22 protein-coding genes are annotated in these 21344 nt (G+C 60.3%); 9 read left to right on the forward strand and 13 right to left on the reverse strand.

The features are described 5' to 3' along the window. Positions 1-64: 64 nt before the first annotated feature. Both AC1D2Q_RS09580 and AC1D2Q_RS09585 read right to left on the reverse strand, forming a co-directional pair. Positions 65-370, reverse strand: a complete 306-nt coding sequence (locus AC1D2Q_RS09580; protein WP_253416992.1) for a PsiF family protein — start codon at positions 368-370, stop codon at positions 65-67. Positions 371-442: 72 nt separating this feature from the next. Beyond that, positions 443-1231: an AraC family transcriptional regulator gene (locus tag AC1D2Q_RS09585; RefSeq protein WP_477813037.1), complete on the reverse strand. Its 789-nt coding sequence runs from the start codon at positions 1229-1231 to the stop codon at positions 443-445. 98 nt (positions 1232-1329) lie between these two features. Here AC1D2Q_RS09585 and AC1D2Q_RS09590 point away from each other — a divergent pair, with 98 nt between their 5' ends. Continuing rightward, entirely contained in the window at positions 1330-2217 is an 888-nt protein-coding gene (locus AC1D2Q_RS09590) for a DMT family transporter (RefSeq protein WP_477813038.1), read from the forward strand. A 115-nt stretch (positions 2218-2332) separates the two neighbouring features. Here AC1D2Q_RS09590 and AC1D2Q_RS09595 read toward each other — a convergent pair whose 3' ends face one another. The 3 genes from AC1D2Q_RS09595 to AC1D2Q_RS09605 all read right to left on the reverse strand — a co-directional run bounded on the left by AC1D2Q_RS09595 (position 2333) and on the right by AC1D2Q_RS09605 (position 4274). Next, the gene (locus tag AC1D2Q_RS09595) at positions 2333-3223 is read right to left on the reverse strand and encodes an alpha/beta fold hydrolase (RefSeq protein WP_477813039.1); all 891 of its coding nucleotides are present in this window, start codon (positions 3221-3223) and stop codon (positions 2333-2335) included. Positions 3224-3329: 106 nt separating this feature from the next. Beyond that, positions 3330-3635: a DMT family transporter gene (locus AC1D2Q_RS09600; protein ID WP_007903452.1), complete on the reverse strand. Its 306-nt coding sequence runs from the start codon at positions 3633-3635 to the stop codon at positions 3330-3332. Then, the gene (locus tag AC1D2Q_RS09605) at positions 3636-4274 is read right to left on the reverse strand and encodes an FMN-dependent NADH-azoreductase (RefSeq protein WP_477813040.1); all 639 of its coding nucleotides are present in this window, start codon (positions 4272-4274) and stop codon (positions 3636-3638) included. A gap of 121 nt (positions 4275-4395) precedes the next feature. Between AC1D2Q_RS09605 and AC1D2Q_RS09610 the strand changes: the two genes are divergently transcribed. Beyond that, positions 4396-5340, forward strand: a complete 945-nt coding sequence (locus AC1D2Q_RS09610) for a LysR substrate-binding domain-containing protein (RefSeq protein WP_477813041.1) — start codon at positions 4396-4398, stop codon at positions 5338-5340. A gap of 25 nt (positions 5341-5365) precedes the next feature. On the opposite strand, the gene AC1D2Q_RS09615 is transcribed toward AC1D2Q_RS09610, so the two are convergent. After that, the gene (locus AC1D2Q_RS09615; protein ID WP_477813042.1) at positions 5366-7441 is read right to left on the reverse strand and encodes an AsmA family protein; all 2076 of its coding nucleotides are present in this window, start codon (positions 7439-7441) and stop codon (positions 5366-5368) included. Positions 7442-7819: 378 nt separating this feature from the next. Here AC1D2Q_RS09615 and AC1D2Q_RS09620 point away from each other — a divergent pair, with 378 nt between their 5' ends. The 7 genes from AC1D2Q_RS09620 to AC1D2Q_RS09650 all read left to right on the forward strand — a co-directional run bounded on the left by AC1D2Q_RS09620 (position 7820) and on the right by AC1D2Q_RS09650 (position 13005). Further along, positions 7820-8332, forward strand: a complete 513-nt coding sequence (locus tag AC1D2Q_RS09620; RefSeq protein ID WP_477813043.1) for a hypothetical protein — start codon at positions 7820-7822, stop codon at positions 8330-8332. A 159-nt stretch (positions 8333-8491) separates the two neighbouring features. After that, positions 8492-9124, forward strand: a complete 633-nt coding sequence (locus AC1D2Q_RS09625) for a TetR family transcriptional regulator (protein ID WP_018928469.1) — start codon at positions 8492-8494, stop codon at positions 9122-9124. Positions 9125-9341: 217 nt separating this feature from the next. Continuing rightward, positions 9342-9842, forward strand: a complete 501-nt coding sequence (ureE, locus tag AC1D2Q_RS09630; protein WP_018928470.1) for an urease accessory protein UreE — start codon at positions 9342-9344, stop codon at positions 9840-9842. After that, a complete protein-coding gene (locus AC1D2Q_RS09635) occupies positions 9839-10513 on the forward strand; it encodes an urease accessory protein UreF (protein ID WP_477813044.1) in 675 nt (224 codons plus the stop codon). The genes ureE and AC1D2Q_RS09635 overlap by 4 nt, the downstream gene beginning before the upstream one ends. Positions 10514-10536: 23 nt before the next feature. Further along, on the forward strand, positions 10537-11151 hold the full coding sequence (gene ureG / locus AC1D2Q_RS09640; protein WP_477813045.1) for an urease accessory protein UreG: 615 nt from the start codon (positions 10537-10539) through the stop codon (positions 11149-11151). A gap of 28 nt (positions 11152-11179) precedes the next feature. Continuing rightward, on the forward strand, positions 11180-11752 hold the full coding sequence (locus tag AC1D2Q_RS09645; protein ID WP_477813046.1) for a HupE/UreJ family protein: 573 nt from the start codon (positions 11180-11182) through the stop codon (positions 11750-11752). 125 nt (positions 11753-11877) lie between these two features. After that, complete coding sequence (locus tag AC1D2Q_RS09650; protein ID WP_477813047.1) at positions 11878-13005, forward strand: AGE family epimerase/isomerase; 1128 nt, start codon at positions 11878-11880, stop codon at positions 13003-13005. Between the two features lie 7 nt (positions 13006-13012). Here the strand turns inward: AC1D2Q_RS09650 and AC1D2Q_RS09655 are convergent, their stop codons facing one another. From AC1D2Q_RS09655 to amaA, 7 genes are all read right to left on the reverse strand, one after another. Continuing rightward, a complete protein-coding gene (locus AC1D2Q_RS09655) occupies positions 13013-13783 on the reverse strand; it encodes an SDR family oxidoreductase (RefSeq protein ID WP_086944072.1) in 771 nt (256 codons plus the stop codon). Positions 13784-14527: 744 nt separating this feature from the next. Then, complete coding sequence (locus AC1D2Q_RS09660) at positions 14528-15244, reverse strand: ABC transporter ATP-binding protein (protein ID WP_019582222.1); 717 nt, start codon at positions 15242-15244, stop codon at positions 14528-14530. Beyond that, positions 15241-16113 (reverse strand): ABC transporter ATP-binding protein, encoded by an 873-nt coding sequence (locus AC1D2Q_RS09665; protein ID WP_477813048.1) that lies wholly within the window; start codon positions 16111-16113, stop codon positions 15241-15243. Before AC1D2Q_RS09665 ends, AC1D2Q_RS09660 begins: the two co-directional genes overlap by 4 nt. Next, the gene (livM, locus tag AC1D2Q_RS09670) at positions 16110-17390 is read right to left on the reverse strand and encodes a high-affinity branched-chain amino acid ABC transporter permease LivM (RefSeq protein ID WP_477813049.1); all 1281 of its coding nucleotides are present in this window, start codon (positions 17388-17390) and stop codon (positions 16110-16112) included. Before livM ends, AC1D2Q_RS09665 begins: the two co-directional genes overlap by 4 nt. A 3-nt stretch (positions 17391-17393) precedes the next feature. Continuing rightward, on the reverse strand, positions 17394-18308 hold the full coding sequence (locus AC1D2Q_RS09675) for an ABC transporter permease subunit (protein WP_477813050.1): 915 nt from the start codon (positions 18306-18308) through the stop codon (positions 17394-17396). 171 nt (positions 18309-18479) lie between these two features. Beyond that, entirely contained in the window at positions 18480-19613 is a 1134-nt protein-coding gene (locus AC1D2Q_RS09680; protein WP_477813051.1) for a branched-chain amino acid ABC transporter substrate-binding protein, read from the reverse strand. A gap of 363 nt (positions 19614-19976) precedes the next feature. Beyond that, on the reverse strand, positions 19977-21260 hold the full coding sequence (amaA, locus tag AC1D2Q_RS09685; protein ID WP_477813052.1) for an L-pipecolate oxidase: 1284 nt from the start codon (positions 21258-21260) through the stop codon (positions 19977-19979). Positions 21261-21344: the final 84 nt, after the last annotated feature.

Below are 21344 nucleotides of genomic sequence, written 5' to 3' on the forward strand. Positions count from 1 at the left end.
ATCGCAGCCTTCGGCAGCTCCTACGCGCCTGTGGGCGCTGCCGCAGGCTGCAATCTTTTGATGATTATTTTTTCTTCAGGCACTCGCTCATGAACGCTTTGCGCGCATCGCCCTTGAGGGCCTTGGTGGCGGCATCGGCGTTGCAGGTTTTCATTTTTTCTTGCTGAGGTGTCATGGGCTTGGTGGCATCGGCGGCCGGTGCGGCTTTGAGGCAGGTGCTCATGAAGGCTTTGCGCTCATCGCCTTTAAGGCTCTTGGCGGTAGCGTCAGCATTGCAGGTGGTCATTTTGTTCTGTTGGGCAGTGGCAGCAAAACCCTGGGAGCAGAGCAGCAGACCGATCATCAACAACGGGGCACGCAACATCTTCATGGAGTTTTCTCCTTGTTACCGTACCGATGGGTACGGCCTCGCTCTGGAGTGTAGACAAAGCCTGTTACACGTTCACCTGCTATCAAGGTGGCTGCGCCGATACTGTTCCGGCGTGCACCCGGCCTGGCGCTGAAACATCGCGATAAACGCCGAGCCGGTGCTGTAACCCATGTCGAAGGCGATTTCCTGAATGCTGCGGTGGCCGTCCAGCGCTTCGATCGCCGCCAGAAACCGCAAGCGTTGCCGCCACTCACCGAAACTCATGCCCAACTCGCGAACAAACTGCCGGGCCAACGTGCGTTCGCTGACGTGAATCTGCCCGGCCCAATACGCCAATGGCCGGTTATTCCCAGGTTCGGCCTGCAAGGTTTCCAGAATGCCAAGTAACCCGGGGCTGCTGGCGTAGGGCAAATAGCACTCATGCATGGGCGCCTGTTGCAGTTGGTCCACCAGCACTTGAGCCAGACGCTGGTCCGCGTCGTGCTCGGGAATTTTCACATCGCGGGCGGCGAAGTCTTTCAGGATCGCCTTGAGGATGTCGCTGATTGCCAGGGTACAGGCCTGTTGCGGTAAATCGCGGCACAGCGTCGGCGCCAGGCAGACCGCGCGATAGTTGATCGGCTGATGGCTATAGAAACTGTGTTCGGTCCCGGGCGGCACCCACACCGCGTATTGCGGCGGCGACATGAAACGGCTGCCGTCGACATCCATGTGCAATACGCCATGGGCGGCGTACTCCAGCGTGCCCCACGGATGCCGGTGAGGCGCAGCGTATTCGTGGGCGTTGAAGTCGGCATAGCGGAAATACACCGCCGACGGCAGTTCGCTGAAATCCAGCAGGTCGATGTGTTTACTGTTCATGCTGTCCGGAATCAGAGGCAGGTTGTCTGGATCGCAGTATAGGCTTGCATCCAGACAGACGGATAATTGCCCCTCATTAACGTTCTGGCTTTTTCCCGATGCAATACGCTTATCCCCTGCTGGCCATTTTCATTTGGGCCGGCAACACCGTGATCAACAAACTCGCGGTGGGCGCGATCTTTCCCGCCGAAATCGGCTTCTACCGCTGGTTGCTGGCCGGGATTCTGTTCACGCCTTTCATGCTTAAGCCGGTGATCGCCCATTGGCCGGTAATACGCCCAAACCTGGGGAGGATCTTCATCCTCGGCGTACTCGGCATGGCGGTTTATCAGAGCCTGGCCTACTTCGCTGCAACGCTGACGTCGGCCACCAACATGGGCATCATTTTGTCGCTGATGCCGTTGATGTCGCTGGCCATGGCGATGGTCAGCCTCGGCCAACGCCTGACCGCCGGTGCGCTGGCCGGTGCGGTGCTTTCGTTTGCGGGGGTTTTGGTGGTGGTGTCGTCCGGCACCTTCGGCGCGTTGCTCGAACACGGGGTGAACCTGGGCGATGCGATGATGCTGATCGCCACGTTGGCGTATGCGGTTTACAGCACCTTGCTGAAAAAATGGCAGCTGCGCTTGCCGCCGCTGGTGTTGCTGTATTTGCAGGTGCTGGTGGCGGTGGTGGTGCTGTTTCCGCTGTTCCTTGCCTCGCCGAAGATCGGCCCGACCCTGCATAACATTCCGCTGGTGCTTTACGCCTGTCTGCTGGCCTCGATGCTTGCGCCGCTGGCGTGGATGCAGGCCGTGGTACGCCTGGGCCCGAGCCGGACCACGCTGTTTTTCAACCTGCTGCCGTTGATCACCGCGCTGATTGCGGCGGCGGTGCTGCATGAGCAGTTGGCGCTGTATCACCTGGTGGGTGGGGTGTTGACGTTGGGTGGGGTGATTTTGTCGGAGCGCTGGACTACCGTGCTGGGCCGCAAGAACAGCGTTGCCTGACCGGACGCCTTCGCGGGCAAGCCACGCTCCCACAGGTTTTGTGTCGGACGCTGGCAATGGGCACGACGCCAAACCTGTGGGAGCGTGGCTTGCCCGCGAAGAACGATAACGCGGTCTAAACCCCCGCCGCTTTCAACCGCGCGGCATGCTCGACAAACAACCGCACCGGCCCTGCCCCTTTGCCCACCAGCCCCAGGGATTGGTTGACGATATCGAAGTGATCCATCGGGTATTGATCGCCAATCACCGTCCCGAGATGCGAGCTGTAGCGCCCGACCATCCCGTCGCACTGCCCCGCTTCACGCACGAAGGTTCTGGCAAACAACCGGCAACTGCGGTTGGTGCCGTCGAACAGGTTGCACCCGCGATCGGTCTTGCCCGGCTGCAAAGTCCCGGACCAGGAGTAATAGCGCACGCCATTGACCACTTCCGGACCATGCCCACCCCAGGTGTCAGGCAGCCCCTGTGGATAACGCTGATTGAACAGCGCCACGCCGGCCGTGGTCAGCGATTGATGCGAAGCCGGGATATCCACCGGCAGTCGCGGCCCGCGATAACCGGTTTCCAGCAGGCACATCAACGCGCTGATCAACCACAGCAAAAAACTGAGCAGTCGTCCCCTGGCGCTGTCAGCCGGATAGTGATCGTGCAGGTAGTCCGCCAGCTCCGAACCGTGATTGGGCCCGGCCACCGAGGTCACCGAAGCCACCTGGTCCGGGCGTTTTGCGGCGGCGTAACGGGCAGTCAGCGAGCCCTGGCTATGGCCGATCAGGTTGACCTTCTCGGCCCCGGTATCGCGCAGGATTTCTTCGATCCGTGCCAGCAATTGTTCACCGCGCACCTCGGTTGAGTTGAGCGGTGAAACCTGCACCGCGATCACGGTCGCCCCATCCCGGCGCAATGCCGAAATGATCCCGAACCAATACGGATAGATCAGCAGACGGATAAACCCGAGCATCCCCGGGACCAGCACCAACGGGTAACGCGTGGCGGAGCCTTGCGACATGGATGAACATCCTTGTGGTCGGTGAGATGAAGCAAGGCTGGATGCAAGGCCTCAACCAAGCATCGCCACCCAAGATGACAACTCGACGACCAGTCTATGACATCCCCTACTTCAACCCCACCACGCCCGCCACAATCAGCCCGACCGACACCAGTTTGAGCGCGGTCAGGCTTTCGCCCAGCAGCGCAAAGCCGAGGAACACCGTGCCCAGTGAACCGATAGCGGTCCAGATCGGGTAGGCGATGCTCACCGGCAATTCGCGCATGGCCAAGGTCAGGAAATAGATCCCACCCACGGCCGCCACCACGGTGATCACCGAAGGCCAGAGCCGGGTGAAGCCTTCGGCGTACTTCATGCCCATGGCGAAGGTAACTTCAAACCCGGCGGCGATCAGCAAGAACAGCCAGGCCATCTAGAACTCCCTGGCCAACGCCAGCAAGCGCTGTTCGGCCTCGGCTACGGAAACCTGGAAGGTGCGTTCGGCGGACTCTTCGCCCTCGGCGGCGACAACCGTGACGTCAGTGATGCCGATGAACCCCAGTGCCGTGCGCAGCAACGGGTCGGCATGGTTCATCGCTTCAAGCTCGCCACCGGGGCCGAAACCAAACCCGCCGCGACTGGTGACGATCAACGCCTTCTTGCCCCGCACCAGCGGTTCGTACTGCGCGATGCCGTTGTCCAGGCTGTGATTGAACGTCAGCCCGAGCCGCACAATCTGGTCGATCCAGGCCTTGAGGCCACTGGGCACGCTGAAGTTGTACATCGGTGTGGAAATCACCAACAGCTCATGGCCGAGCAACTCCCCCACCAACTCATCGCTGAGCGCCAGATCGGCCTGCATCGACAGCGGTCGCGCTTCAGGTTCCGGATGAAAAGCAGCCGCTACGAAGGCTTCGTTGACGGCCGGGATCAACGCCCGGCCGACTTCACGGCGGGTCAATTGCGACTGCGGGTTACGGACCTGCCAGGCTGAAAGAAACACCTCGGCCAACCGTCGCGAGTGAGAGCGTTCGCCACGGGGGCTGGCGTGAATGGCAAGAATTGTGCTCATCTGAATCTCCTTAAGGGCTAAACTGAAACGGCTTGTGGTTGCAGCTTGAAGCGCACAGCCACCTGCCTTCAAATGAGCAAAAATCAGTCTGGATGAATCTATTTCACCCATGGAGTTTTAAATGTTTGCCTCGTTGCCATTGACCGCCCTGCGGGCCTTCGAATCCGCCTCGCGCCTGCTGAGTTTCAAGGCGGCCGCCGAAGAGCTGTCCGTGACGCCGACGGCGGTTTCCCACCAGATCCGCTCCCTGGAAAACTGGCTCGGCGTGCCGCTGTTCGAACGACTGCCACGCCAGGTGCGCCTGACCGAGTGCGGCGAACGGCTGTTCCGTAGCCTGCATGGCGCCTTGCTGGAGGTGGCGCAAAGCGTCGATACCTTGCGCCCGCAACGCAGCGGCACGAGCCTGACGATCTCCACCACCGCCGCTTTCGCCGCCCTTTGGCTGGTGCCACGGCTGGGACGGTTTTATGCCCGGCATCCGCACATCAGCGTGCGGCTGGACACTCACTGCGAAGTCATCGATTTGCACCAGGACGCCAGCGTCGATCTGGTGCTGCGCTACAGCCAAGACGACTACCCGAACCTGTATGGGTTGTGCCTGTTCGACGAATCCTTCGGGGTTTATGGCTCGCCTGAACAAGTGGCCCTGGCGACCCGTCGGGTACCCACCCTGATCAGCGTGCAGTGGCATAACTCCAAACTGTATGCCCACGGCTGGGAAGCCTGGTGCGCGCAATCCGGCGAAACCTGGCTGACCGGACAGCCAGCGGTGCGTGAATACGACGAAGAACATTACGCCCTGCAAGCCGCCATCGCCGGGCAAGGTTTGGTGCTGGCGAGCAATATTCTGGTGTCGGAGAGTGTGTCCAGCGGCTTATTGCTGCCTTACCGGGGTGAGATTCAGGTCGACGGGGCCGGATACAGCGCACTATGCGTACCGGGGCGCGAACGGCATCCGCCGGTGCGGGCGTTTTTTGCGTGGTTGCAGGAGGAGGCTCGATTGTCTGGCCTATTGCCAAGATCGCAGCTTGCGGCAGCTCCTGCAGGGGAACGCATTCCAATGTAGCTGCCGCAGGCTGCGATCTTTTGATCTACCGGGTGGGCTTGACCGTCACCGGCGCCTTGCCCGCCTTCATCTGCTCCAGCAACGGTGCACATTGATTCGGCTCGCCTGCGCTCGGCGCGATCAGCGCCAGCAAACCCGCCGCCGGCGCGGCAATCACACCCAACGCCACCATCCCGGCACCGCGCAGCATCAGCGGCACCGGTTTCACCCCTGCGTCCGGCTGGATGAACTTGCCCCGTACATACAGCGGCGAACGCAGTGAAATCAAGCGCCAGCCCTTGGATTCTGGAGAGATGGTCAGGTCCAATTGCTCGGTCGCCATGTTCGCAGTGCCATCGATATAAACGATCGCGTTCTCGGTATCGAACACGAACAACTGCGTGGTCGCCAGACCGTTCTTGATATCAAAGTCGGCCGCCGCGCAGTTGATCTTCACGTCCTTGTCGCCAAAGATTTTCCCGACCACATAGTTGCCGACGTTGAGCCCCGCCAGCTCCATCAATTGGCGACTGATGGCGCCATCATTGATCAGCAGCTTCAAATTGCCGTCAGCGGTGCCCAGCAGCTTGGCCACCGAGTTGCCACGACCGGTAAGGTCGGCGTCACCATTAAGCTCACCGAAACTGGTTTTCATCCGCTCAATGGAGGGGAACAACTGCTTGAGCTTGAACTTGCGCGCGGTCAGTTTGGCCCGGCCTTCCAATGGCTCGGCGCGCCCGTCCAGACGAACCTGCGCATCCAGATTGCCGCCCGCCACGCCAAAACGCAGGGGCTCGAGGCTGAGCACTCCATCGGTCAGCACCAAATGAGTGTAGAGATCGTTGAATGGCAGTTTTTCACTGCGAACGATGCGTTTGCCGGTGAATTCAACGTCAGCGTCCATTTTGCGCCAACGCTCGGTCTTGAACTCTTCGACCGGGAGCACCTTGTCCGCCGGCTGCTTGCTTTCACCGCCGCGGACCTTTTGCCTGGCATTGGAGTCGGCGCCGATCAGCGGGGCCAGGTCGGTAAACAGCAGTTGATCGGACTCCAGCGCCCCGCTGAGCTTGGGCCTTGGCTGGCTCGCGACATAGGTCAGGTTGCCGTGGATGTCGCTCTCGCCGATCTTGCCGTTGAAGTCCTCATAGCGGTACACCGCCCCGCCCGACTCATGCAGCTTGGCGGTCAAGTGCCCGTCGGTGGCGTACGGCGGGGTATCCGGCAGGGTCACGCCGATCAGCGGATAGAGATTGCCCAGGCTGGCACCGGCCAGTTTCAGGCGCAGATCCAGAGCGCCGAGATTCAATGGATCGGTGAGCGTACCGGCCAGTTCGACACGGGTGTCGGCGACCTTCACTTGCGCCTGAAGCGGGAACGGCCTATTGGCATCCTGTAAGGCGAGCAAACCGCCAACCTTGCCTTGGCCCGCGAGATTCTGGCCGTGGTATTGCCCTTTGACTTTCAGTGCGAACGCATAGTCTTGGGGCAAACCACCCTTTTCAACCGTTTTTTTTGCCGCTTTGTCGCCAACAATGTCGCTGAACGGAATCGGTTTGCCTAGTGGATCGATAAGTAGATCGAGCTGGGTTTTCAGCTTCTGGTCATCGAGCATGACATGGCCCTTGTCGAAGCCGATGGCACCGATGTCCAGCACCCAGTTCGAAGGTTCGGCGTTCGGGTCTTTGGGGTCGAACTTGAACGTCCAGTTGGCACGGCCGTCGGCCAGACGTTGCAGGTCGGCATTGGGTTCGGTCAGGTCGATGCGCGGGATCAGCACCCGCTGCGTCAGCAAGGCCAGCGGCGAAATACGTAGTTCGACGCGTTTGAGGGTCGCCATCTGCGGTTGCTTCGACCAGTCCGGGTTGCCCAGGCTCAGGTCCTCGGCCACCACATGCGGCCACGGCACCCAGGCCCGCCAGCCGCCTTCGTCGGGCTCGCGCCGCCAGACCACCGCGAGGTTGCCATTGATGGCGAACGGACGATGCAGTTCTTCGGAGACTCTGGCGTTAAGGGACGGTTTGATCCGGTTCCAATCGAAGAACGCGATGATCAGCACCAGGACGGCCAGCAGCACAACGAGGCTGGCGGAGGTCCAGGCAAGCATTTTACGAGTGCGCGTCATTGCACAGAGCTCCTGAATACGACTGAGCGCCCTGACAGCGACGCACTGATGAAACGTTAGGCCAGAACCGGCCTGCCATGAAATGTACGACTGGAAAACGGCCCGCAGGTTTAACCCGAAGGCCGATCGAACGCAAATAGCCGTCTCGCCCCTCTCTTTTTAGCGTTACCGACCCCGCACTTTTGCGAGGCGAAAATGAGTCGAAAATACCCACCTCAGTGCAAAAACGTTCGCCGGAAACGCCCGTTCTAGAGCCGCTCGGCCAAACAATCAATTCCGTTGATTATTACCATTGCGTTTATGAACTTTTATATCGACTTATCGAGAGTAGCATTGCCCTCGTACCCACTTTATCGCCCTCCCAAGGAGCAACCCATCATGAAACGCGAATTACTGCTTAGCCTGACCCTTTCGATGTTAGCCAGCACCGCTTTTGCTTTGCCGGCCGCTGATCAGGCCACTCCACAAGTCAAAGACAGCCACTCGGTGTTCAGTCAGACCGTTGCCGCTGATGGTTCCAACCGCACACCACAAGGTCAGACCCTGGCCGAAGGTGGCAATGATCGCCTGAAGGAAAAAGGCCTGATCACTCAAGATGGCTCGGATCGCACTCCACAGGGCCAAACCCTGGCGGCTGACGGTACCGACCGTACCCCACAAGGCCAAACCCTGGCCGCTGACGGTACTGACCGCACTCCACAAGGCCAAACCCTGGCTGCTGACGGTACTGACCGCACTCCACAAGGCCAAACCCTGGCAGCTGACGGTACCGACCGTACCCCACAAGGCCAAACCCTGGCCGCTGACGGTACCGATCGCACTCCACAAGGCCAAACCCTTGCTGAAGGTGGTGGTGACCGTGTGATCGAACGCAACAGCGCTGTGAGCTAAGCCCATGGCGGCCTGGAAAAAAAGCCCAATCCCCGGATTGGGCTTTTGACTTTATAGAAGCTGCATTTCCCCCGCGTGATCCCCCGACAGTCCGTTCGACGCCAGCGAAGCCGATTTGCTAGAGTGCGCCGCTGTCCCTGTCCAGAAAACACCCTTGCGATGCTGCCCCGCGCCGAACAGAAACAACAGACCCGCAACGCCCTGATGGACGCTGCCCGCCACCTGATGGAAAGCGGCCGAGGATTCGGCAGCTTGAGCCTGCGCGAAGTGACGCGAACCGCCGGGATCGTGCCCACTGGTTTCTACCGGCACTTCGCCGACATGGACGAATTGGGCCTGGCGCTGGTGTGCGAAGTCGGCCAGACCTTCCGCGAAACCATCCGCCTGGTGCGCCATAACGAATTCGTCATGGGCGGTATCATCGATGCCTCGGTGCGGATCTTTCTCGACGTGGTCACGGCCAATCGCTCGCAGTTCCTGTTTCTTGCCCGAGAGCAGTACGGCGGCTCGCTACCGGTGCGCCAGGCCATCGGCCGACTGCGCGAGGACATCAGCTCGGACCTGGCGGCCGATTTGTCGCTGATGCCCAAACTGCAGCATCTGGACATCGCCGGCCTGAGCGTCATGGCCGATCTGATCGTCAAAAGCGTGTTCGCGACCCTGCCGGACATCATCGATCCGCCGGCCGAAGCATTGCCCGAGCACCTGACACCACAGGCGAAAATCACCCAGCAGTTGCGGTTTATCTTTATCGGGCTGAAGCATTGGCAGGGACTCGGCAGTACCGAGTAACCCGTTAGAAAAAGATCGCAGTCTTCTGCAGAAGGCTGCGATCTTTTTTTGTGCGCCGCAAATTGGTGCGTAAAAAACCCTCCACGCACCAACTTCAATCAAAGTCCTGCAACATTCTGAGTCTCCCCCGTCGTTCTGACAGGCATTTCCTACCCCTCACCCGATTGGCAAGCCCCTTGCTCTAGCCTGAACATTGTTCATTGCTGGAAGCCTTCCGATGCTGGTGATTCATCGCAGAATCGACCCTCAACCCGTCTGGGCCGCCGAGTTGCACCTGACCTTCGAAGCCAGGAGCAAAAGTCGCTTGCGCTGTTTCAGTGCCGAGGGTGAAGACGTCGGCTTGTTTCTGGAGCGCGGCCAGCCGCCGCTGCATGACGGCGAATGCCTGCAAGCCGAAGACGGGCGCGTCGTTCGCGTCTGTGCTCGCCCCGAACAACTGCTGCACGTCACCTGCGCCAATGCGTTCGAACTGACCCGCGCCGCCTATCACCTGGGCAATCGCCACGTGGCCCTGCAAGTCGGCGACGGCTGGTTGCGCCTGCTCGACGATTACGTGCTCAAGGCCATGCTCGAACAGCTTGGCGCCAAGGCCGAGAACATCGAAGCGCCGTTCCAGCCGGAACACGGTGCCTACGGCGGCGGCCATCACCACTCGCGCCACGGTGACGAGGACTTCAACTACCCGCCGAAACTGCACCAGTTCGGCGTGCGTTTATGAACCCGGCCTGGGCGCTGCTGCGCCTGGCCAGCCCGCAGCTGCCGATTGGCGGCTACAGCTATTCCCAGGGCCTGGAAATGGCGGTGGATAACGGCGGGGTCAATGATCCCGACAGCGCGCGACGCTGGATCAGCGATCAATTGCTGCTGAACCTGGCGCGCTTCGAAGCGCCACTGCTGCTCGCGCATTGCACCGCCGCCGCCGAAGAAAACTGGACCCAATTGCTGCAACGCTGTGAAGAGCATCGCGCCAGCCGCGAAACCCGCGAGCTGCATCAGGAGAGCCGGCAGATGGGCTATTCGCTGCAGCAACTGCTCAACGGCTTGCCGGAGCTGGACGAGCCTGCTCGCGCCTTTCTCGAGCAACGCCCTGAACCGCATTTGGCTCTCGGCTGGGCGCTGGCGGCTCGCGCCTGGAACATCAGCCCGCAAGACGCGCTGGCCGCCTGGCTCTGGAGCTGGCTGGAAAACCAACTGGCGGTGTTGATGAAAACCCTGCCGTTGGGCCAGCAAGCCGCGCAACGCTTGACCAGCGAACTGCTGCCGTTGCTGCAACAGGCGCAGCAAGACGCCACCCGAATCAATCCCGAACACATTGGCAGCGCCGCTTTCGGTCTGTCCCTGGCGTGCATGGCCCATGAGCGCCAGTACAGCCGTCTGTTCCGTTCCTAGGGCCTTTTCATTTGGAGAATCACATGAACACACAACCCCTGCGCGTCGGCATCGGCGGCCCGGTCGGCTCCGGCAAAACCGCCTTGACCCTGGCCCTGTGCCTGGCCCTGCGCGAACGCTACAACCTGGCCGTCGTGACCAACGACATCTATACCCGCGAAGACGCTGACTTTCTGGTGCGCAACGAAGCCTTGGCGCCGGAGCGGATCATCGGCGTGGAAACCGGTGGCTGCCCGCATACGGCGATCCGCGAGGACGCCTCGATCAACCTCGAAGCCGTGGATCAACTGAACCGGCGCTTTCCGGGGCTGGAGCTGATCCTGGTGGAATCCGGCGGCGACAACCTCTCGGCGACGTTCAGCCCGGAACTGTCCGACCTGACCATCTACGTGATCGATGTCTCCGCCGGCGACAAGCTGCCGCGCAAGGGTGGCCCCGGCATCTGCAAATCCGACCTGCTGGTGATCAACAAGATCGACCTGGCGCCGCTGGTAGGCGCGTCGCTGGAGATGATGGACAGCGACACCCAACGCATGCGCAACGGCAAGCCGTTTGTCTTCAGCAACCAGAAAACCGGCCAGGGCCTTGAAGAAATCATCGCCTTCATCGAACGCCAGGGCCTGCTGACTGCGGCCTGATCACACTTATCAACAAGGAAGCTTATCCATGACACTGAAACGCATTCTGGGCGCCATGGCCCTGCTATTGACCCCGGCCATCGCCTTCGCCCACCCGGGCCATGACGACAACGGCTTGATCGCCGGCATCAGCCACCCGATCGGCGGCCTCGATCACTTGCTGGCGATGGTTGCCGTGGGGTTGTGGGCGGCGCAGCAGAAAGGCGCTGCGCGCTGGGCCCTGCCGTGCACATTCGTGGGCACCATGTTGATCGGCGGCTTGCTGGGTTTTGAAGGGCTGAACCTGCCGGCGCTGGAGAGCGGGATTGCGGCATCGGTATTGGCGCTGGGCCTGGCGGTGGCGCTGGCAGTGCGTCCGCCGCTGAGCCTGGCGGTGGCGGCGACCGCGTTGTTCGCGCTGTTTCATGGCGTGGCGCATGGTCTGGAATTGCCGGACATGTCCAGTCCTTGGGCGTATGCCACAGGGTTTGTGGCAGCGACAGCGGCGTTGCATGCCGCGGGTTATGCGGTGGTTCGCGTATTGCCTCAGGCCGCGGCACCGTTGGTTCGGCTGGTGGGTGCGGCGTCGGCGGCAACCGGAGTCTGGTTGCTGGCGGGTTGATTCTCTAGCGTCTGAACTGGCCCCTTCGCGATCCGACTTGCCCGCGAAGGCGGCCTGACAGACACCGCATCTCCAAGGCCTGCTAACATGTCGCGCAATTAACCCTGCCGTGACGACGCCAGCCAATGCCGCATGTTTCCCGCTCTGCCTCCCAGCCTGAATTGACCGCCCTGTTCGCCTCAGTGCACCAGCACTTCCAGGACGTGATCGTGCCGCTCTGGCAGGGCCCCGGCTGGAACGCCGACATGGCGTTGCCTTATGAGGCGCTGGATGCCGAGCATAAACCGCTGCCCCCTCAGCGCTACCGGGCCATGGCCTGCGCGCGGCAGCTGTACCTGTTCTCCAGCCTGATCGGCCAGGTGCCCAAGGCTGAAGAGCGCGCGGCGGCGCTGTTCCGTTCCTTGCAACGGCATTTCCACGATGCGGAGCATGGCGGCTGGTTCTACAGCATCGACCCGCAAGGTACGCCGCTGGACCAGCGCAAAGACCTCTACACCCACGCCTTCATCCTGTTCGCCTGCGCCCATTATTGGGACAAGGTTCGCGAACCGCTGGTGGAGTCGGTACTCAACGCCGCGCTGGAAGTGGTGGCGCAGCGTTTTGCCACGGGCGACGGCCTGTACGAAGCCAGCCTGGACCGTGATTGGTCCTCGCTCGACTCCGGGCCATTGCAGAACCCTCTGATGCATTTGGCCGAAGCCTTCCTCGCCACCCTGTTGGTGCGCGAAGACGCGGCTGTGCAGAAAGCGCTCATCGAGTTATGCACAGCCATGCACAAGCGCTTCATCGATCCGCGACATGCGGTGTTGATGGAGAAGCCGCTGGGAGCTGTGGATAACTGGTTCGAGCCGGGTCATCAGTTCGAATGGTATTTCCTGCTGCAATCCTCGCCATTGCTGCGCGGCTCGACACTGCATGCCTCGCTGGAGCGCGCGTTTGCGTTCACCGAGCAACGGGGTGTCGATCAGCAGACCGGTGCCGTGCGAGCGATGCTGGAACTGGATGATCACCCTCGCGACGCAACCCAACGCATCTGGGCTCAGGCCGAATACCTGCGCGCCCTGACCTTGCGCCCGGGCAGCGAAGCATCGGTGCAACGCCAATTGCAGGCGTTGCACGAGCGCTTTCTGCATGCGAGCGGTTGGTATGAGTGTCGCGATGAGCAGGGCGAAGTGAGCCGCAAGGACATGCCTTCGACCACGCCTTATCACTTGGCAACCTGCTATCGCGGGCTGGCCGAGTATCTCGGCTGAGTTTTTATTACGCCTTGCCGCCATTACGCTCAATGGCAAACCCACTCCAGGTCTGGCTCACCGGCATCAGCTCAAGGCTGTTGATGTTGATGTGGGCCGGTGCGTTGAGCACCCAGAAAATGGTCTCGGCGATGTCTTGCGGCTGGATCGGATCGGCACCGGCGTAAGTGGCGTTGTAACGCTCCTGGTCACCGGCGAAACGCACCAGCGAGAACTCGCTCTCACACAGGCCCGGCTCGATGTTGCTGACCCGCACCCCCGTACCTTGCAGGTCGCAGCGCAGGTTCAGGGAGAACTGTTTGACGAACGCCTTGCTCGCGCCATACACGTGGCTGCCCGGGTACGGGTAGTTGCCGGCGATGGAGCCGAGGTTGACGATGCTGGCGCCACGACCATGGGCGATCAGACGCGGCAGTAGCAAGCGGGTGCTGTACATCAAACCTTTGATGTTGGTGTCGACCATGGTGTCCCAATCATCGAGATTGCACTTGGGCGCCGGGTCCACACCCAGGGCCAGGCCGGCGTTGTTGATCAGCCCGCGCAGCTTGGCGAAGGATGGCGGCAGGTTGGCAATCGCCTCCTCCATGGCCTTGCGATCCCGCACGTCGAGCACCAGGCCATGGACCTCGGTCTGTTTCGACAACTCGGCGCACAGGGCATTGAGGCGCTCTTCACGACGACCTGTCAGCACCAGTTTCCAGCCGGCCTCGGCAAAACGACGGGCACAGGCTTCACCAAAACCGGAGGTCGCGCCGGTAATAAACAGGGTGTTGGACATCGTGTTCTCCTTACGTCGGCTGACAGTCAGCCCTTGGAATAGAAAATCAACCGGCAGCATGCCCGGCCTTTTCCACAGCGGCAACCATGGCAAAAACCGTATAAAAAACGATCAATGCTGGCAACACCCCATTCCCCGTGGCTTGCAGCCATGTACACGCACCTTATCCACAGGCCGGTCCACAGTTTCCGGGGGCAAGTGGAAAAGCTGCAAGCCGCTATCCACAAGGCTTTGCGGGCAGATTTGAAAGTTTTTTTCTTGACCCTGAGGCATCCCCTGTGTAGTCCAGGGCAATTTGCACGACTGAGCGGTCATAGCGACGATGGCGCCAAGCCAGCAACCACGGCCCTCAGCCGAGTCTTTCCAGAGTTTAACCACAGACTTATCCACAGGCTTGTCCACCTTGGCTCATACCGTGTTCGCTCATAACAAAAAGGTTGACAATGCCCACTTCAGGCTCGCCAAAAGCACCTGATCAAAAAACAATCATCTCTCTGCAAGCCACGTATTCAAAGGCTTACAGCCAGCTACTCCCACGTTATTCACAGCCAGCTCCACAGCAAACGGGGACAAGTCAAAACCGTGACAAAACAGCAATTTGCAGCGGCTTTATGTCGCGCTTTGAGAGGTCATGAATATTGTTTTCCACAATTTCCCTTTACCTCAAACCGCAGCCTCGTGTAGGGATTATGCGGGCATAAAAAAACGCCCTGAGTTCGTCAGGGCGTTTTCCAGGCTCTTCGGTTAGTGCCCGCCGAGATAGGCGTTACGCACCTCCTCGTTCACCAGCAGCTCCTTGCCGGTACCGCTGAGGCGGATCTGCCCGTTGACCATCACGTACGCCCGGTCCGACAGCTTGAGGGCGTGGTTGGCGTTCTGCTCCACCAGAAAGATGGTCATGCCCGTCTTGGCCAGTTCCCGCAGGGTCGCGAAGATCTGTTTCACCACAATCGGCGCCAGCCCCAGGCTCGGCTCATCGAGCAGCAACAGCTTGGGTCGGCTCATCAACGCCCGGGCGATGGCGAGCATTTGCTGCTCGCCACCGGACATGGTCATGGCCCGCTGGTTACGCCGTTCCTTGAGCCGCGGAAACAGCTCGAACATGCGCTCCATGTCCTCGGCGGCGTACTTGTCACCGATCGGGATGGTGCCCATCAGCAGGTTTTCCTCGACGGTCATGTCGGGGAACACCCGGCGGCCTTCCGGCGACTGAGCGATACCGTTGGAGGCGATATAGTGGGACGACTTGTGAGTGATATCCACACCCTGATAGACGATTTGCCCGTCAGCCGCCCGTGGCTGACCGAAAATCGACATCAACAGGGTCGACTTGCCGGCACCGTTGGAGCCGATCAGGCTGACGGTCTCCCCTTCATTGATGTGCAACGAGACTTTCTTCAGGGCCTGGATCGGTCCATAGAACACGTCGATCTCTTTCAGTTCGAGGATCGGTTGACTCATACCAGTTCCTCTTCGTCGGCGCCCAGGTAGGCGGCAATTACTTTCGGATCGTGTCGGATCGCATCAGGCCCGCCCTCGGCGATGACAACGCCGTGGTCCAGCACCACGATGTGGTCGGAAATGCTCATGACCATGCCCATGTCGTGTTCGATCAGCACCACGGTCAGATCATGCTCGTCACGCAGCAGCCGGATCATCGCGCTCAGCGCTTCGGTTTCCTGAGGGTTGAGGCCGGCGGCCGGTTCGTCGAGGCAGATGATCTGCGGCCGGGTACACATGGCCCGGGCGATCTCCAGGCGGCGTTGCTGACCGTAGGACAGCTCACCGGCCAAGCGGTTGGCGCAGTCCACCAGGTCCACCACTTCCAGCCAGTAGAACGCATGGTCCAGCGCGTCGCTTTCAGCCTTGCGGTACCCCTTGGTGTTGAGGATGCCGGCCAGCATGTTGCGGTTGACCCACATGTGCTGAGCCACCAGCAGGTTTTCCAGCACCGACATTTCCTTGAACAGGCGGATGTTCTGGAAAGTCCGCGCCAGGCCGGCACGGTTGATCAGGTGCGTGCCACCGAACATCTTGTAGTGAAGCCGGCCGATGAAGCTTTTCGGCGAAACGAAATCGATGGCCTTGAACGGCTCCCCGAGCATTTTGATGACGTCGGTTTTCACTCCACGGGTATTGAGTTCGATATGCCCGCCGGTCGCTTTGTAGAACCCGGTCAAGCAGTTGAACACGGTGGTCTTGCCCGCGCCGTTGGGGCCGATCAACGCGAAGATCGAATTGCGTTTGACCTTCAGGCTGACATCACTCAGCGCCTTGATGCCACCGAAGTGCATCATCAGATTTTCGACCGAGAGTACGACTTCACTCATGGCGCTACTCCTTTACGCGGGGTCACACCGGTGCGGCTGATTCGGATCAGGCCGCGCGGTCGCCAAATCATCATCAACACCATCAGGATGCCGAACAGCAACACGCGGTATTCAGCGAAGCCGCGCAGCAATTCCGGGGCAACGGTCAACACGAATGCTGCCATTACCACGCCGATGGTCGAACCCATGCCGCCAAGTACCACGATGGCGAGGATCAATGCCGATTCGAAGAAGGTGAACGAGGTCGGGTTCACAAAGCCCTGATAGGTCGCGAAGAACACACCGGCCAGGCCCGCCGTCGATGCACCGATGGTGAACGCCGACAGCTTGACCAGCACGTGATTCAGACCCATGGAGCGGCAGGCGATTTCGTCTTCACGCAAGGCTTCCCATGCGCGACCGACCGGCATGCGGGTCAAGCGATGCTTGATGTACAGCACGGCCATAACCACCAGGAACAACACCGCATAAATGAAGTAGTACTTCACGTCCGGGTTGTAGGCGATGCCGAAGAACTCATGAAAAGGTACCCCGCCGTCCTTCGCTCGCTTACCGAATTCAAGACCGAAAAACGTCGGCAACGGTGCCGCCATCCCGTTCGGGCCACCGGTCAGGGACAACCAGTTATTGAGGATCAACCGGATGATTTCACCGAAGCCCAGGGTCACGATCGCCAGGTAGTCACCGTGCAGGCGCAGCACCGGGAACCCCAGGATGCACCCGGCCAGCCCGGCGGTGATCGCCGCCAAAGGCAGCACGGTCCAGAAGCCCAGCCCCAGGTATTGGTAACCGAGCGCCAGGCCGTAGGCACCGATGGCATAGAACGCCACATAACCCAGGTCGAGCAGGCCGGCCAGGCCGACCACGATGTTCAGGCCCAGGCCCAGCAGCACGTAGATCAACCCAAGTATGACCACGCCCAACAGGTAAGAGTTGGAGAAGAACGGGAATACCACGGCGACAACGATCACCAGCGGGACGACCCAGCGCAACCGGGATTTATAGTCAGGCGCCAGAACATGAACCCCGGAGCCGGTGCTCTCAAAGCCTTCGAGAATTCTCAGGCCTTTGGGGGTTTGCAAGAACAGGCTCAGGGCAAAGCGGCCAGCCATAACAATGGCGACTATCCATGCCACGCGTGTCGGCTGCAGGTTGAAGCCGTAGCCGTCGAGGACCACGCCAACAATCGGGCCGAACACAATCAGGGCGATGAGGCCGGCAAGAATCGCGTCAACCAGGCTTTTTTTGACATCAATGGTTTTAGTGGTTGAAGACATCGCTTACACCTTCGACACAAGAGGACGGCCAAGCAGGCCTTGAGGCCGAAAGACCAGAACAAGAACGAGTAGCGAGAAGCTGAAAACGTCTTTGTAATCCGAGTTGACCAGCCCCGAGAACAGCGACTCGGAGATCCCGAGAATGATCCCTCCCAGCATGGCGCCGGGCAGTGAGCCAATGCCGCCGAGCACCGCCGCGGTGAACGCCTTGATCCCGATGACGAAGCCTGCGTAGAAGTCGAACGTGCCGTAGTTCATGGTGATCAGCACGCCGGCCAGGGCCGCCATCGCTGCACCGATGATGAACACGTAGGAAATCACCCGATCGGTGTTGATCCCCAGAATCGAAGCCATCTTGCGGTCTTGCTGGGTGGCGCGGCACATGCGGCCGAGTTTGGTGTACTTGATGACGTAGGTCAGCAAGCCCATGCCGACGAACGCGGCAACCAGAATGAAGATCTTGGTGTAGGTGAGTTGGACAAAGCCACTCCCAACCTCGATTCGCCATGCACCGGTCAGCAGCGTGGGGACACCCTGTTGACGGGCGCCCTGGGCAATCTGTGCATAGTTTTGCAGGATCAGAGAAATACCGATGGCGCTGATCAGCGGTGCCAGTCGGGTGGAGTTGCGCAGCGGTTTGTAAGCGACACGCTCGATGACCCAGCCATACACCGCGGTGACGATGATGGTGAAAACAAGGGTGCCGAGCATCAGCAGCGGGAAGGATTCAATACCGAAGTAAGCCAGCAGAGCCAGACTGATCGCCGCGAGGTACGCAGAGATCATGTAAACCTCGCCATGGGCGAAGTTGATCATGCCGATGATGCCATAGACCATTGTGTAGCCGATGGCGATCAGGCCATAGACCGACCCGAGGGTCAGGCCGTTGACCAGTTGCTGCAGGAAAATACCATCCATAACGCAATCTCACGCATTTGAGAGACTGCACAGAAGCCGGGTGCGACGGACCGGGGTTCAGCCGCCGGCGCAACTCGGTTGTGTGCAGCTCTACGAGAAAAGACAGGTACTGCACGGACATGTTTCAGGACTGCCCGGCACGCAAGGCGCCGGACAGATCAACCGCTCATATCACTTCTGTTTTTCCAGCTGGTGGTATTTGCCGTCCTTGTCCCACTGGTAAACCACGTAGTCGGAGACTTTCAGGTCGCCCTTGGAGTCCCAGGTCTTCTCGCCCATCACGGTTTTGACCGGATTGGCTTTCAGCCATTTGGCAGCGTCTTCGCCCTTGTTGGACTTGGCGCCGTTGAAGGCTGCGGCCAGGGTCTGTACCGAGGCGTAGGCGTACAGGGTGTAGCCTTCAGGTTCGGTGCCGGCCTTGCGGAAAGCGTCTACCACGGTCTTGCTGTCTGGCAGCAGACGCGGGTCGGCGCCGAAGGTCATCAGTACGCCGTCGACGTATTGCGGACCGCCAGCGGTGGTCACCAGTTCGTCGGTCACGATGCCGTCATCGGACATGAATTTCACGTCTTTCAGGCCTTCGGTACGCAGTTGTTTAACCAGTGGACCGGCCTCCGGGTGCAGACCACCGAAGTAGACCACGTCGGCACCGGCCGCACGGATCTTGGTCACCACGGCGCTGAAGTCTTTCTCGCCGCGGGTCAGGCCTTCATACAGCACCGGCGTTACGCCGCGCTTGATCAGTTGAGCCTTGGTGGCGTCCGCCAGGCCTTGGCCGTAGGTGTCCTTGTCGTGCAGTACGGCAACTTTCTTGCCCTTGAGCACGTCGACGATGTAGTCGCCGGCGACGATGCCTTGCTGGTCGTCACGCCCGCACATACGGAACATGGCGCTCAGGCCGCGCTCGGTCACCTTGGGGTTGGTGGAACCTGGGGTGATCGTGATGATGCCGGCTTCGTCGTAGATCTCGGAGGCAGGGATGGTCGACGAGGAGCAGAAGTGACCTACCACACCAACGACTTTCTTTTCAGTCAAGTCTTTAGCGACCGTCACAGCCTGCTTCGGCTCGCAGGCGTCATCGCCTTTGACCAGTACGATTTTTTCCCCGTTGACACCGCCGGCGGCGTTGACCGCATCGGCGGCTGCCTGTGCACCCTTCATGTACTGCTCGCCAAATGCCGCGTTGGCGCCTGTCATCGGGCCCGCCACACCGATTTTCACATCAGCCTGTGCAAACGCAGAAACACCCAGCGCAGCTGCCACTGCGAGGGCCAGAAAGCCTTTCTTGTAAAACGTCTGGGACATGAGGTGGTGCTCCAAGGTTTTTTTTAGTTGGCACTGCGACTTCACTGAATGCTCAGAGCAAGGGCCGTGCCATCGGTTTTTTATTCTGAAAAAAGTCGCTGCTTTCTTGTTATTTCGACTGTTTCGATCCCATTTTCATTGGGCGTGCAACCGTCTAAACCGCGGGAGGTGAAACCATTTATTTCAAAAGGCGCAACCCGCATGCGCCATCATTGCAACCGCAGCGCCAAACGATGTGCAACCTGCCTGTAACAGCCCGCGTCACCGAACTGCACACTGCTGGTGCGCAACTGCTACAACCCGCACCATTACAGGCTAGCCGCTTCGCTGAAAAGCGCTGCTTCCAGCAACATATTTCAACAATCAGATCACGATCCGCAGGCACTGGCCCGCGTGATACAGCGAAAAACCGGCCTCATACAGGCAGCTTCGCAGCCCCACGCCCGCCAATGGCTGCATGGGTGCGAAGGGAATCGGCAGGGCTTGAGGATTTCCGTTACACAAGTAGTCGGCGAAGGCTTTGCCGACCACTGTGCCGGTGGTCACGCCTCGACCGTTGTAACCAGTAACGGCCACCAGACCCGGTGCCGGCTCGAACAGGCGCATCAAATGATCGGGGGTGAAGGCGATGCAACCGGTCCAGGTGCATTCCCATTCCACTGGTTTCAGGTAGGGGAAATAATGTTGCTGAACCCGATCGGCCCAAGCCTTGAGGAACCAGGTCGGTTTCTGGTTGCCATTGCCGAGGCTGCCGAGCAACAACCGCCCTTCGGCATCGCGACGGATGCTGCTGAGCACTTGCCGGGTGTCCCAGGAACCCTGACCACCGGGCAGAATTTGCTGCGCGGCGTCTTCGGTCAGCGGCACCGACGCCACTTGATAGTAATAACCGGGGAAGAAGTTGCGGCGCAGTTCCGTCCAGTCGCCTTCGGTATAAGCATTGGAGGCGATCACCACCTGTTCGGCCAGCACCGAACCCTGGGCGGTCTGCACCGACCAGCGCTGGCCCTGACGTTCGAGTCGGGTCACCGGGGAATGATCGAACAACTGACCGCCAAGGCCGATGGCCGCGTTGGCCAGCCCCGTGGTGTAGGCCATCGGGTTGATCGTGCCGGCACGCCGGTCGAGCAGCGCGGCGGCGATTTTCCTGGTGCCCGTGGCTTGTTCGCAGGCAGTTCCGGTCAACAGCTCCACCGGTGCCCCGCGACGCTTCCATTGTTCTTCGCGACTGCGCAGGTCCGCCTCGCCACGCGCGTTGTGCGCCATGTGCAGCGTGCCTTCGCGGCGCAACTGGCAATCGATGTTGTATTTGTCGACCAGGCTGAACACCAGCGACGGCGCCGCTCCGAGCATACGGTTGAGCTGAGTGCCGACCGCCTTGCCAAAACCGGCTTCGATTTCGTCCGGAGGAATCCACATCCCGGCGTTGACCAGCCCGACGTTACGCCCCGACCCGCCATGGCCGGCGCGATGCGCTTCCAGCACACAAACACTCTTGCCTTGCTCCAGCAGATGCACCGCCGCCGACAGCCCGGTGAAACCGGCACCGATGACGCAGACATCCACCGTCACCTCACCCTTGAGCGCCGCATTGTCGGGCCTTTGCGGCGTCAGTTTTTCCCACAGACACTCTTCGCGTAACGGCATTGCCAGACTCCGAAAATGAAACCTAACCAACACACCATCGATCGTTCCCACGCAGAGCGTGGGAACGATCGATCAACAGCTTGT

The organism is Pseudomonas sp. P1_A1, from assembly GCF_056406935.1.